Below are 13,201 nucleotides of genomic sequence, written 5' to 3'. Positions count from 1 at the left end.
TTCATCCTTCCTGTGTTTAGAAACCATGGACCATGTAGGGTCCGAATATCATCAGGACAAAGGACAATATGATAAAGATCGTAAATGTGCCTGCTATGGTTCCTGCAAGGGTGGTTGATTTGATTTCATCCCCTGTAAATCGTTTGAGGAATGACTGGAGATAATCCCTGAATACATGTCCTCCGTCCAGCGGGACAGCCGGAAGGCAGTTGAATAAGCCTACATAGAAGTTCAGCCATCCAATCCAGAGAAGGCTGTTGGCAATCCAGAAAATTCCTACACCGAGAGGCTCACCCCATCCAACAGGTTCATAGAACTGGGCAAAAGTACCACTAAATCCCGGGAATCCTTCCCCTGCAAATCCGATTATCGGCAAACCCAGCAGAATCACCCAGCCCGCTACACCTGTGAGCATGGAAGGCAGGCTTTTGAGCATATCCAGATATTCATGGGCCGGATACTCGCCTATGGTAATTCCTATAGGTAGGTTTTTCACCCCATCTGTGCCATAATAAACTCCCAGGAAGCCTTTTTCGGAAGTGCCATCAGGATGTTGGCCCAGTGTCAGGGTGTATTTTTTAATTTCTCCCTCGGGTTTCTTCACCTTAATTTCCACTTCCTGGCCTGCAGTTGTGGTATTCATGAAATTGACAAATTCTTCAGGAGTTTGGGTAGTAACATTATTGATAGAAAGTAAAAACATCCCTTTTTCAAGATTACTTCTTTCTGCAGGTGAACCATCTACAATATCATTGATATATATCCCAAAATCTCCGGTATCCTGCCTGTCGGTTACTTTCAGTTCATACTCTCTTATCTCTCGGTCTTTGGCTGCCTTCAAGGTGACCGTGGAACCGGTTTCTGTTTTGTTCAAATAGGCTACAACATCGTTGGCATAACGTACTTCCCTGTCATCGATGCCGGTAATTACCATTCCTTTTTCAATACCTGCAATATCAGCTACAGAGTCTTCTTTAACATCCACTACCATTGTGTCGCTCATAGGAGCTACAGCCCCCAGTACTGGTCCGAAAAAGAGAACAAAAGCAATCAGAGCCACTGCAAAATTGGACATCACTCCGGCGGCCAGGATGCGTGCACGCTGGTTTCTGGTGGCCTTTTTCTCATTTATTGCAGGACTTCCAAATTCGTCTTTCCCTTCCCCGAAAAGTTGCTCCTCATCGGGTTCAGCAAATCCTCCAATAGGCACCAGGGCAAAAAGTATTCCCATGGATTTTACCCTGATATCTTCTACCCTGGCAAGAATGGCATGGGCAAATTCATGAACCACCAGTGTTATTACCAGGGCAATGATGCCCCAGGTAAGCGGAATAAATTCGTTGACTCCCGGAATCAGGAATACATTGCGGGCCTCGTTGAATTTCCCAGGTTGAGGCATTGCATTCTCTGTAAGGGAAGAAATAAGCGCGATATCTGAAAGAATGACAATAAAAAGCATGGCAAACATGCCTATGAACATTAGCACAATGCCGGTATTTGCAAATACTCTCCAGTAACGGCGGGGTTTTGCAAGTTTATCCAGAAGAGCCAGCCCCCTGACAGTTCTGATCATGAGTATGGGGCCGTATGCGGATATGTTGTACTTTTCCAGTACTCCCTTTTTGTTAAGATAGGCAACTGCAGCCCAGTATACTAAAAATATCGCCAATATGAGGTTAGTAGTGTCCAATTGAATTCTCCGATGGTTATGCCAGTGATGATTAGGTGGTTGAATTAATATCTTTTTATATTAAAATCAAATGGGCAAAGGATAGTGTAGCCTGCTATAGAATAAATTATATATTGTCGGGATAGACACCAAACTGCTGGGTGAAATTGAGCTGGTCTACTTCTTCCCAGTCCTCGGCAATCTTTTCATCCTTTACCCTGCTTATGGTTATGCCTGTAAAACTAACTTTACGGTTTGTAGGAAACACACCCTGAAATGTTTTTTTATGGGTCCCTTCTGCCTTCCAGCGTGTAACAACCTTGTCATTTTCAGCTATTATATCTTCTATTTCAAAATGGAGGTCTGGAAGGGCATGGTGTATGGCACCCATGAATTCCTTGAGATTTTCTCGGTCCAGCTTTTCTCCGCCATAATGCATCAGATAATCATCTGTACAGTGCTTATCTATTATAACAGGATTCCAGCCTTCTCTGGCGACTTTCAGCACGATTTCTTTGTTTTTATCAAGAGAGCCACAGATTTGCTCATCGTTAGTCTCATTTTTTCCCATCGTTAATAATAGACAGGGTTTCTATTTAAAAAGTTTATTTCCCGAAAATTGCAGACTTATCCGGTAGTATCAGTATATGTCAGGTACAATTGGTTCTGACCTGTGGTTCTGTGATATATTTATTCTATATACTCTGTATATTATATTGTAGAAGTATAAACGCAACAGAGGATTGATTGTAAATTCTGGAAGAGTAAGGCGGAGGTATTTAGGCTTAGATACATAAAGTCCCAAATTGTATGGTTTGCACCCGATTCTTAATATCTCTGTCTCCTTCCAATTTCTGAAATTCATTTATGATTATTGAAACTTTGGGCTATCCACATCTGCATCATTATTGTAGCCACGCCTTTTCCAGGATCCTTCATAATTCTCATCGTCCGTCACCTCGATCCCGGTAATCCATTTAGCCCATTTGTAACCATATTTTCCCTCTGCTACAAGTTGCAGGGGAAAACCTCTTTCCCGGGGGGAGGGTGACGTTGTTAAGTTTGTAGGCAACGATAATATTGTTATCAATCAGGTAATTCAGGGAAAGGGATGTAGAATAACCGTCTTTTGAATAGAAAATAACCGTGTTCACCCCTGTCCTGACTCCGGCTTCTTCCAGCAGGGTCTGTACCGGTACACAGTGCTGTAAAGCGCCAGCCTTCTACACAGTCAAGCGGCACAACCCTGGAAACGGCCGGGTAAGAGGCGAGCTGTTCATAACTTGTATGTGTAGTTTCATTTACCATTCCACTGATTTTGAGTGTGTAGGTCTCTCTATCAATATACTGGGTTCCCTTGATGCCATTGTTGCGCTGCTCTTCAATCGGTGTAAGTTCAACACCGTCATATTCCAGTGTTTCTGTCTCATTGTCCTGCACACCATCTTCTGTTTCCTGCGGTGTGTTGGAAATACAGCCTGCTACAAGCACTATAATGATAAGGAAAAGAAATATTGGATGTTTCATGAAACCACCTCTGTATATGGAACCTGGAACTTATTGCAAAAATAGATTTTGTATGATGTATTGAGGTGTCCCTGCTTGCAATAAAAAATGTACTTTTTAGGGCACTTATTGGAATGGCTAGCAAGTTGTCGGTGCTGTCTCAATTACAGGTCTCCTGCGATAGATTTATAAAAAATCATGTTATTTAGAGGTTGCATATTCTGGTTGCAGGAAAATGTCAAACCAAATCTGCAATAAAAAGTGTGCGAGAGTAGCCAAGCGGCCAACGGCGATGGACTCAAGATCCATTCTCGTAGGAGTTCGTGGGTTCGAATCCCCCCTCTCGCACCAATCCATATTTTACATGTTTTAACTTCATTTAACAACTACCTCTTTAACCGGCTATATTTTCTCAGTTTTCAAGAATCATTTAGGGCAGAAATGTAAATGTATTTTGTTGCATTTATTTTTGTAGGTTGTTGTTTTTAATTTTAAATAACACTATGTGAGTATTTCATATTTACATTTTCAAAATTTCAGTTCTTCTGTCATGATTAATTCTCCATGACTTTGATACTTATGTAGCCCCTTTATCCACACTGAATCGATCAACCAAAGAGCTTTCAAGATCGTCTGTACCTCTACAGGGTTTAGATAAAAATTTCTTTAAAATAGGATGAATCAATTAAAGTACACGCAAAAAATCTATTTACATGCTGGTATTTCAAAATTCGTTGAAATACATATATATACAAGAAATAACAACCAATTAACTAGCGATATTCGATATATTAGTTGTCACACAACGGAGATAAAGAATGGCTGAAATTACCATTAATTCAAGCATATGTGGATTTGAACATAAAGTTGTTGGGAAAAAGGAAGGAAAAAACATAATTATTGACATCGAAACGGATTGTGCTAAAATAAAAAAGATGTCGCATATGGAAGTACCCATTGATCAGACACTTGATATCAAGGACAATTATGTGATATCAAAGGCCCAGGAATTGAACTGCTCATCCAATTGTCTTGTGCCCTGTGGAATATTACATGTGTGCAGGATGGAAATGGGAATTCTGTCTGAATCCCTGGCAAAGAAATCCGGAAGAGTCAGCATCGATTTCCAATAAATTATCGTATTGTAAATAGATATCTGATATTATATCAAGATCTCCTTGTCTATTAAGTAGATAATATTTGGGGAAAACATGATTCAAACTATACTTATACCTACTGATTTTACGATTGAGAGTGAGAAACTGCTCTCCTGTATTGCAGAATTGAAAAACACAGGCTTGAAGAAAGCTATATTGTTGCATGTTGTGGACATTTTTAAATCCCAGGGACTTGCTCCCATGTTCGAGGAAAATGCAAAGAAAAAAATTGCTGAATACAAGCAACTGCTGGAAGAAATGGGAATCGATACAGTCACACATGTTGTTGAAGGCGATGTTAATAAAACTATAATTAAAGTTGCAGATGAAGAAAACGTAGATTGTATTGTTATGGGTGCAACCACATCGGGAGTTATAAAAGGAAAGCTTACAGGCAGGACTACAAACTATATTTCCCGAAGGTCCGATAAGATTCTGCTCATTGAGAAATACAATAAACTTGAAAACGGTGAAGAAGAATTATATGCGAAGGCATGTTCTGCAAAGTTTTCAAAAGTAATGGTTCCGTTAGACTTCTCGGATAATTCAAGTAAAATACTTGATATGCTCCGGCAAATGACAGATGTCATCCATGAAGTTGTCTTTGTACATATTATAGAAAATGCAAAAAATAAGCCTCAACTTGAACATAAGAAAAAGGGAAGTCTTGATAAACTCTATGAGATCGGTAATGATTTGGAGAAAAAGCTGGTAGTCAATTATGTTGTAAAGGAAGGCAAACCTGCAAAAATACTGGATGAACTTGCAGAAGAAATGGGAATCACCCTGATAATGATAACCACACATGGAACCGAATCATTAAAGGATATTCTTCTGGGAAGTACTGCCGAAAACCTCCTCCGAAATACTGTCAAACCAATATTGCTAATTCCTGCAGATAACAGGTGAAAACAATGGAAGAAGAAAGAGAACTTGATTTTTTCAGCAAATATTTGTCCATATGGGTAGCCATCTGTATTGTACTGGGTACTGCAATAGGTTCCCTGTTCCCCAAATTTGCAGATACAATTGGTCAATATGAAATTGCAAATGTGTCTATTCCAATTGCAATCGTCCTCTTGATCATGATGTATCCCATCATGTTAAAAATAAGTTTTGAAGAAATACTAAAAGTGAAAGAAAATAAAAAACCTCTTTATCTGACCGTTTTTGTAAACTGGGCAATCAAACCATTTACAATGACCATAATTGCCTGGATATTTATCAGTATATTTTTCTCTGGTCTTATACCGCTTAATCTTCAAGCGGAATATATTGCGGGTTTAATTATACTGGGACTTGCACCCTGTACCGCAATGGTACTGGTATGGACATATTTAGCAAACGGTAATATCAATTACGCTCTTGTACAGGTTTCTGTAAATGACCTGATTATATTGATATTGTTTGCTCCCCTGGGAGCGTTTCTTGTTGGCCAGACCACTGACTTCCCAATACCTGTACTGACCATATTCTATTCTGTACTATTCTATGTAGCGCTCCCTCTCGTCCTCGCAATGTTAACCAGACATTATGTCATTAAAAGCAAAGGCCTAAGCTGGTTTGAAAACAATCTCATCAATAAAATAGAATGGATTACACCCGCGGGACTCCTTATAACCCTGGTCTTGATTTTCACTCTTCAGGGTGAAATGATAATCAAATATCCTTTACATATTGTCCTGATTGCTATACCTATCATAGTGCAAACATATTTTATATTTGCAATCAGCTATTATGCTGCAAAAAGACTGAAAATCCCCTTCTATGAAGCTGCACCTTCTACATTTATTGCACCAAGTAACTTCTTTGAACTGGCAGTAGCCACCACATTAATACTGTTTGGTGCAACTTCAGGAGCAACGCTGGCAACTGTAGTAGGTGTACTGGTAGAAGTACCTGTAATGTTATCACTTGTAAAGATAATGAAAATGAACAGGCACAAATTCCAGTTTGAAGAGGGAATGTGACAGCTGGTCTGAAAATTATAATGCAGCGTAGTCATCTTCCTTTTTTTATAATGCAGGTGATTTTTCTTGGAATCAGGAATAAAATATGAAGACATTGTGCAGGCAACAGTCTCGGCCATACAAAGGGCAGAGACTGAATTGCCTGATGATGTGGTTGCTTGTCTGGAAAACGCTGAGCAGGAGGAGAGCAGTGAGATTGCACGCTCCCATTTGCAGGCAATACTGAAAAATACAGGGATTGCTCGCAGACATTCTGTGCCCATATGTCAGGATACCGGAATTATCATTCTTTTTGTGGAAATCGGCCGCAAACTCTCACCCCTTCCAGATATTGAACAAGCTCTTATTGAGGGGGTGATGAAGGCCACATCTGCTGTACCTCTGCGGCCCAATGCCGTACATCCCCTGACACGTATTAATAGTGGGGATAATACTGGAGATGGGTTACCGGATATAAAATATTATTTAAATAATTCAGAAGAATTGAGGATCACAGCCGTTCCCAAAGGTGCAGGCTCGGAAAATATGAGCATACTGAAAATGCTTAATCCCACAGAAGGTGATTCAATCGACCGTCTTGTCCTTGAAACCGTCAGGAATGCCGGGGGAAAGCCCTGCCCGCCTGTGATCCTGGGTATTGGTGTTGGTGGATCATTTGACAAAGCCGCTCTGCTTGCCAAGTGCGCTTTGCTGGAGCCGGTAAATGACATGGATGAAAAGGAAAATGCTCTGCTGAAAAAAGTCAATTCCCTCGGAGTTGGTCCTATGGGTACAGGTGGCGATACGACGGCTCTGGCGGTACATATCAGGACAGCCCACTGCCACACTGCTTCCCTGCCCGTGGCTATCAACATCCAGTGCTGGGCCAACAGGCATGCCACAGCTGTTATTGGAGGTAATGGCAAATGGAATATCATCTGAAAACCCCTCTTTCCATCGAGGACATATCACCCTTGAGAATTGGTGATATAGTTTACATATCAGGCAAAGTCCTCACAGCCCGTGATGAGGCTCATAAACGTATTCTGGAAACCCCTCTGGAAAATATGCCCTTTGATCTGGACGGGTCTACTATCTATCATTGTGGTCCTCTTATTCAGGAAAAGGAACCTGGAATATGGCAACCTGTGGCAGCCGGCCCGACCACCAGTGCACGCATGTCTGCAATGACTCCTCAACTTCTGAAAAAGCACAATGTGAGAATGTTGATAGGTAAGGGTGGAATGGACAATGTCGCCGATTCAATGAAAGGAAAATGTGTCTATCTTGCCTATACGGGAGGATGCGCTGCACTGGCGGTCAATTCCATAACAAAGGTTTGTGATGTCCACTGGCTTGATCTGGGTATGCCAGAAGCAATATGGGTACTTGAAATGAATGAATTCGGCCCCTTGGTTGTGGGAATAGATACTGGGGGAGAAGACCTTTTCAGGAATATCAGGGAAAAGGTAAACGAAAATCTTGAAAAGGCTCTCAGATAAGGAAGGTGAAAGTGGTCCGTGCTATGATGGTCAGCAATAAGAAGTACTTTAAGCCTGCTGACACCTGTCCTTCCCTCATCTGGCCCGCTACGATTCCTGTAACAAACCCCTGGATCACAGAAGCATGGAATAATATACGGGTGAACTGATCCGGATCAAAAACACCTGTGAATTGGCTTCTTGCACCTGCAAGAGATGTGGCTACATTGGCAGAAACAGTAGTTTTGCCGTTTTTCTCTTTCCCCGGGCAAATGTATAAATTGAAGCCACTTTATTACCCAATAAATATTATATTTATCGATAATTCAGGGATCTATAAATAATGATATCCCGGTTAAAATACAATACTGATAGGACTGATTATAATGGGATTCATGGATGAGTTGGTGCTTTCTATCATATGTCTTGTTGCTTTTTTCGGTATGGCTGGCGGTGCACTAATGGGGCCTGTATTACCATCAATGGTCGAGCCGCTTAATACATCCCGTGAAGCGGTTGGATGGGTGCTTGGTGTATATACGATTTCTACCGCATTGTTCATGGTACTGTTAGGTGTGGTGACAGATAGAATAGGTCGCAAAAAAGTGCTCATACCCTGTCTTTTAATAAATGGAGTAGCTGGTTTGGCGGGTTATTTTGCACCAAACCTTCCAATACTTCTTGTATTCAGATTTATCCAGGGTATCGGTATTGCAGGCATGGTGCCTGTGGTAATGACCATGATAGGCGAACTCTATGATGGACTTGAAAGAGTTCATGCTATGGGCATAATGAGCATGACCACAGCCGTAGGTTCGGTGTCGGCACCATTTATTGGGGGAACCCTTGCAGTTTTCGGGTGGAATTACTCCTTCCTGTTTTATGGGTTGACTATTCCTCTTGCATTTATAGCAATGCTTGTCTTGCCCGAAACCATGAACATGAAGGCCAATCCAGAACAAAGAACAGGTTTTAAAAAAATGTTCATGTCTCTCAAAGATATCAGAGTGGCATATACAGTGTTTTTAAGTTTTGCAGTATTCTTCCTTTTATACACAATTGTAATTTATGTCCCATTTATATTGAAAGATAATTTTGGTTTTACATCACAGGGTGCAGGTCTGGCTCTTGGTGTAGAGGGTGCTTCTGTGGTGATATTTGCATCCCAAGCAAAACGTCTGGCATCAAAATATCCAAAATATACCATACTTGGGATTGGGTTCACCTTACTAGGTATTGCAGTCGTGGGAATGTCTGGTGCTAACTCTATACCACTGGTATTCATGTTATTGCTGGTTTTTGGTGTTGGTTTTGGGATGGTTCAACCGTTGCTAAACGCACTTATCACTCAGGTGGCTCCTGATGATGAAATGGGAAGTGTTGTGTCACTGTTTAATACAATGAAGTATGTCGGCCAAACTGCAGCACCTGCGGTACTTGGTGTAATACTGTTAAATTCCAACCTTGCTGTAGTCTTTATAATCTCAAGTTTGCTGGGTTTTTGTGTTGCTATATCTACCTTCATAATGAGACACAAAATCTATACAACAGACACCTGAATCACTGCACAATCGTGAAAGGTACCAATGTGAAGCAGAGTGCTCCAAGAGCAAAAGTAACAATTCCTACTCCAAGTCTTCCTTTATCAAGGTTTATATTGTCTTCAAGAGGTTCTGGATGTCCAACCATTGAAAAAACGACAATATAAATCCCCCATATCAGCCATATAGAACCATTTTTATTTAGTATATAATTTACATATATGCCGATACCAAGAAATAAAAACGGCATGGTCGACGATATTTATCTGGATTTGTTACCAAATATTGCTTTTAATATATGCCCATCATCAAGCTGTCCTGCAGGAAGCAGATTCAATCCTTGTTTATTGGATGTAGATCTACAACACTTATTAGTATAATGTCCACCCAGCGTGATATAATATCAATGTACACACATGGTAATTATTATCACAAAAAAACATCCAATGGGTGATATGGACACTTGTAGGGATCTCCATGTGTAAGCGTGGTACAGTTCATTTATTATATATTAAGATTTGTTTTCCTGCAGAAGTTTATATAGCTTTTTCGATATATGATTCCATTAAGATTTGCTTTGAATAAGCATAAATGAAAAGTAGATAACTTGGATAAACAAAATCTTCTTGAAAAGTTAAATAAATTATCGATGTAATATAATATAAAACTCATATAAGGTGTAAGAATGGAACTTAAAGTCCAGCCAATCGATATCAAAGTCGGAAAATACAAAATTATACTTAACTCCATAGATGCTAAAGAACTGGGTGTTTATGAAGGAGACCGGGTTCGTGTAACAGGGCATGTTACAGTTACAGCAATTGTGGATTTTACAGAAGATATGATATCTCCGGGAATGATCGGACTGTATCACGAAGTTAAAGAACAGCTTCAGAGGGAGTGGACTGAAATTGTAGAGATCGAACCTGCAGAGAAACCCAAATCTGCACGATTGATCCGCAAAAACATGGATGGGGAAAAACTTGTTCAGGAAGAGATATATGGCCTTGTCAAAGATATTGTGGAAGAGAACTTGAGTGAAATCGAACTAGCTGCTTTCCTGACATCCACTTATATAAATGATATGACGGATGACGAAACCGAATGGCTTACCCGGGCGATGATAGATACAGGAGAAAAACTTGAATTTGCGAAGGGTCCGATCATGGATAAGCATTCTATCGGAGGAGTGCCGGGTAATAAAATTTCTCTTCTGGTAGTACCTATTGTAGCAGCTAACGGGCTACTTATTCCAAAAACAAGTTCCCGTGCAATTACAGGTGCAGGGGGGACATCCGATCTTATGGAAGTTCTGGCACCCGTTGAATTTTCCGCTTCCCAGGTAAAGGAAATGACAGAAAAGGTTGGAGGTGTTCTGGTATGGGGTGGTGCCACCAACATAGCCCCTGCAGATGACAAACTTATCAAAGTAGAATACCCCCTCTCCATTGATCCACACTGTCAGCTGTTGGCATCAATAATGGCTAAAAAGGGAGCTGTTGGTGCTGATAATGTGGTTATTGACATACCCACCGGCCCCGGTACCAAGATTGCAAACGTGCAGGAAGGTAGAAAACTTGCTCGTGATCTTATCAATCTGGGTGAGCGACTCGGAATGAATGTGGACTGTGCCCTTACCTACGGTGCTTCTCCGATTGGTCGGACTGTGGGACCAGCACTTGAAGTACGAGAGGCTCTCAAAGTGTTGGAAACAGGTGAAGGACCTAACAGTCTTATCGAAAAAAGTATGGTTCTTGCAGGAATGCTGCTTGAGATGGGTGGAGTGGCTGCCCGTGGTCAGGGCAATGAACTTGCCATGGAAACCCTTAAAAATGGCAAAGCTCTTGATAAAATGAGAGAAATCATCGAAGTACAGGGGGGTGACCCCAGTATTAGTTATAAGGACATTGCTGTCGGTGAATATACAGCTGAGATCACTGCGCCTGCAAATGGTTATGTGCTTGAATTCAAGAATAAGCGAGTGGTGCAGATCGCCAGGCTTGCCGGTGCACCCAATGATAAGGGAGCGGGTGTGCTGATTCATAAGAAACAGGGCGAACCGGTCAAAAAAGGCGAACCGGTTCTTACCATTCACGCAGAAAAGAAAAATAAACTGGAAACAGCTCTGCGGAATGCCCAAAGAGACTCCCCTATAGTGGTTGAAGGTATGCTACTTGAACGAGTACAATCCTTTAAGGAAGTGTAAAGCGGCCATTACGCTTTAATATCCTTTTTCCTATTTTTGCCCATGAAAAGAATTGTAATACTGCGTCTGGGACACAGGCCTCAAAGAGATAAACGTATCACAACCCACGTGGCCCTTACAGCAAGGGCTTTCGGTGCTGAAGGGATACTCCTTGCAAGTAACGATCCCTCTATTACCCGGAGCGTGACCCAGCTGTGCCAACGCTGGGGAGGAGAATTTTATATCCGCAATGATGTAAAATGGAAGACCGAGATTAAAAAATGGAAATCAGAAGGCGGGAAGGTTTGCCATCTTTCAATGTATGGTATCAATCTGCCAGATGCCGTTGCGTCTATGCAGGAATGTGAAAAACTCATGATCGTTGTCGGTGCGGAAAAAGTCCCCTTTGAGGTCTATGAACTGGCTGACTGGAATGTTGCGGTGGGTAACCAGCCTCATTCAGAAGTGGCCGCTGTAGCTGTTACTCTGGACAGGATCGCAGAAGATGAGCCCTTGAAGAATGAATTTAAAGATGCACAACTTCATGTTGTACCAATGGATCACGGGAAGAAAATAATCGAAAATCCCTGATTCAGTCTTCCTTTTTGTCCTTTACCTCGGCACCCCTGTATATCTTATTGCGCTCGTATCCACCAAATCCCCGGTGTTTGCGATCCCTTTTTCTGGATGATTCTGCAAGCATGTTTTCCAGTTCATCATCCGATATTTCATCTGAACCCATATTATCACTTCAGGAAGTGCGTATCAGGGGATTGTGGTCAATAAATTCGGTGTCGATACCCAGGTCATTTTCCAAACGGGTTGCAAGTGCTTGCATTGCAGGATTTTCGGTGGCATAATGGGTTGCATCCACCAGCAGCATATCTGTAAAACTGCGGATCACATCATGTTTGAGTTCGGAGGACACATAGGCATCTACCTCCATTGAATTAGCAATATCAAGAAAAGGTCCTTTAAATCCACTCCCACCGAAGACCATAACTTTGGAAATCATCTCTTTTTCACCGACGTATTGTACATGGGTGTTCAGGGACCTGCACACGTGATTGATGAAAACATCCTTCGAGACAGGATCCATTTCTCCTATACATCCCATGTCCAGTTTCTCAATATTTTTAAGACCCAGCTTTTCAGCAAGAATGTCATTCACTCCTCCTTCTGCGCGGTCATAGTTGGTATGCATTGCATAGAGGGAAATATTGTTATCCAGCGCGATCTTCAGGTTTGTGGCCAGCTTGCAGGATATTGAATTAATCGAATGGAATAATAGGGTATGGTGTGTAATAAGCAGGTCTGCTCCAATATCTGCTGCCCGGTTAAGCGTATATTCAGTAGGATCCAGGGCTACAGCTATTCGATTAACTTCATTTTTCAGGTCCAGCGTCAATCCAATCCTGCCTTCATCAAATTTTTCTGCAAGTTCAGGAGGTGCAATTACTTCCAATTTTCTGACAATTTCTGAAAGGTTCATATTTCTGAAATTAATTTGTCCCAATATTAAACTGTCGGGTTTTAGATCGATAGCTTTTTATTGATATGTATGTATGTACATAACGCATAGGAAATAGCCGATTGTCTCTGTCGGAAAAAACACTGGCCGAATAGATGTTACCTCTCTTAAAAATCGTTACATGCATCATTTATCGGTAGTCTCCAAACCTTTTTATTCTATTCGGAAAGTGTTATATTCTA

At 41.3% G+C, this 13,201-nt stretch carries 17 protein-coding genes and 1 tRNA gene; 10 read left to right on the top strand and 8 right to left on the bottom strand.

Annotation, left to right across the window (positions count from 1 at the left end; all coding sequences use genetic code 11):
* Positions 1 to 16: 16 nt before the first annotated feature.
* The 5 genes from CI957_RS03320 to CI957_RS11050 all read right to left on the bottom strand — a co-directional run bounded on the left by CI957_RS03320 (position 17) and on the right by CI957_RS11050 (position 3,196).
* Complete coding sequence (locus CI957_RS03320) at positions 17 to 1,690, bottom strand: site-2 protease family protein (protein WP_128754212.1); 1,674 nt, start codon at positions 1,688 to 1,690, stop codon at positions 17 to 19.
* 106 nt (positions 1,691 to 1,796) lie between these two features.
* Entirely contained in the window at positions 1,797 to 2,240 is a 444-nt protein-coding gene (locus CI957_RS03315) for an ester cyclase (protein WP_096711727.1), read from the bottom strand.
* Between the two features lie 300 nt (positions 2,241 to 2,540).
* Positions 2,541 to 2,690, bottom strand: coding sequence for a molybdopterin-dependent oxidoreductase (locus tag CI957_RS11060; RefSeq protein WP_253247323.1), 150 nt, complete (start codon positions 2,688 to 2,690; stop codon positions 2,541 to 2,543).
* On the bottom strand, positions 2,647 to 2,823 hold the full coding sequence (locus CI957_RS11055; RefSeq protein ID WP_253247322.1) for a hypothetical protein: 177 nt from the start codon (positions 2,821 to 2,823) through the stop codon (positions 2,647 to 2,649). Before CI957_RS11055 ends, CI957_RS11060 begins: the two co-directional genes overlap by 44 nt.
* Complete coding sequence (locus CI957_RS11050) at positions 2,756 to 3,196, bottom strand: molybdopterin-dependent oxidoreductase (protein ID WP_253247321.1); 441 nt, start codon at positions 3,194 to 3,196, stop codon at positions 2,756 to 2,758. Before CI957_RS11050 ends, CI957_RS11055 begins: the two co-directional genes overlap by 68 nt.
* A 244-nt stretch (positions 3,197 to 3,440) precedes the next feature.
* On the opposite strand from CI957_RS11050, the gene CI957_RS03305 reads away from it, so the two are divergent.
* The 8 genes from CI957_RS03305 to CI957_RS03275 all read left to right on the top strand — a co-directional run bounded on the left by CI957_RS03305 (position 3,441) and on the right by CI957_RS03275 (position 9,321).
* Positions 3,441 to 3,526, top strand: a tRNA-Leu gene (locus CI957_RS03305).
* A 467-nt stretch (positions 3,527 to 3,993) separates the two neighbouring features.
* Entirely contained in the window at positions 3,994 to 4,308 is a 315-nt protein-coding gene (locus CI957_RS03300; protein ID WP_096711726.1) for a DUF6951 family protein, read from the top strand.
* A 78-nt stretch (positions 4,309 to 4,386) separates the two neighbouring features.
* Positions 4,387 to 5,241, top strand: a complete 855-nt coding sequence (locus CI957_RS03295; RefSeq protein WP_096711725.1) for a universal stress protein — start codon at positions 4,387 to 4,389, stop codon at positions 5,239 to 5,241.
* Between the two features lie 5 nt (positions 5,242 to 5,246).
* Positions 5,247 to 6,302 carry an ACR3 family arsenite efflux transporter gene (arsB, locus tag CI957_RS03290; protein WP_128754211.1) on the top strand — a complete coding sequence of 352 codons (1,056 nt, stop codon included), beginning with the start codon at positions 5,247 to 5,249 and terminating at the stop codon, positions 6,300 to 6,302.
* 66 nt (positions 6,303 to 6,368) lie between these two features.
* A complete protein-coding gene (locus CI957_RS03285; protein ID WP_096711723.1) occupies positions 6,369 to 7,223 on the top strand; it encodes a fumarate hydratase in 855 nt (284 codons plus the stop codon).
* Positions 7,208 to 7,783 (top strand): FumA C-terminus/TtdB family hydratase beta subunit, encoded by a 576-nt coding sequence (locus CI957_RS03280; protein ID WP_096711722.1) that lies wholly within the window; start codon positions 7,208 to 7,210, stop codon positions 7,781 to 7,783. The genes CI957_RS03285 and CI957_RS03280 overlap by 16 nt, the downstream gene beginning before the upstream one ends.
* Before the next feature lie 23 nt (positions 7,784 to 7,806).
* Positions 7,807 to 7,932 (top strand): hypothetical protein, encoded by a 126-nt coding sequence (locus CI957_RS11045; protein ID WP_277749683.1) that lies wholly within the window; start codon positions 7,807 to 7,809, stop codon positions 7,930 to 7,932.
* Positions 7,933 to 8,157: 225 nt separating this feature from the next.
* Positions 8,158 to 9,321: an MFS transporter gene (locus CI957_RS03275; protein ID WP_241645864.1), complete on the top strand. Its 1,164-nt coding sequence runs from the start codon at positions 8,158 to 8,160 to the stop codon at positions 9,319 to 9,321.
* A gap of 1 nt (position 9,322) precedes the next feature.
* Here CI957_RS03275 and CI957_RS11040 read toward each other — a convergent pair whose 3' ends face one another.
* The gene (locus CI957_RS11040; RefSeq protein ID WP_277749682.1) at positions 9,323 to 9,451 is read right to left on the bottom strand and encodes a hypothetical protein; all 129 of its coding nucleotides are present in this window, start codon (positions 9,449 to 9,451) and stop codon (positions 9,323 to 9,325) included.
* A gap of 537 nt (positions 9,452 to 9,988) precedes the next feature.
* On the opposite strand from CI957_RS11040, the gene CI957_RS03270 reads away from it, so the two are divergent.
* Together CI957_RS03270 and CI957_RS03265 are read left to right on the top strand one after the other, a co-directional pair.
* Positions 9,989 to 11,509, top strand: coding sequence for an AMP phosphorylase (locus CI957_RS03270; RefSeq protein ID WP_128754210.1), 1,521 nt, complete (start codon positions 9,989 to 9,991; stop codon positions 11,507 to 11,509).
* Positions 11,510 to 11,551: 42 nt separating this feature from the next.
* Complete coding sequence (locus tag CI957_RS03265; RefSeq protein ID WP_096711917.1) at positions 11,552 to 12,079, top strand: tRNA (cytidine(56)-2'-O)-methyltransferase; 528 nt, start codon at positions 11,552 to 11,554, stop codon at positions 12,077 to 12,079.
* A 1-nt stretch (position 12,080) separates the two neighbouring features.
* Here CI957_RS03265 and CI957_RS10585 read toward each other — a convergent pair whose 3' ends face one another.
* Positions 12,081 to 12,230: a hypothetical protein gene (locus CI957_RS10585; protein WP_164909016.1), complete on the bottom strand. Its 150-nt coding sequence runs from the start codon at positions 12,228 to 12,230 to the stop codon at positions 12,081 to 12,083.
* Between the two features lie 9 nt (positions 12,231 to 12,239).
* On the bottom strand, positions 12,240 to 12,980 hold the full coding sequence (locus tag CI957_RS03260; protein ID WP_128754209.1) for a Nif3-like dinuclear metal center hexameric protein: 741 nt from the start codon (positions 12,978 to 12,980) through the stop codon (positions 12,240 to 12,242).
* Positions 12,981 to 13,201 lie beyond the last annotated feature (221 nt).

The organism is Methanohalophilus sp. WG1-DM (assembly GCF_004104135.1).
In the GTDB taxonomy this organism is placed as follows: Archaea; Halobacteriota; Methanosarcinia; order Methanosarcinales; family Methanosarcinaceae; genus Methanohalophilus; species Methanohalophilus euhalobius.
This window is presented reverse-complemented; position numbering and strand designations above follow the sequence as displayed.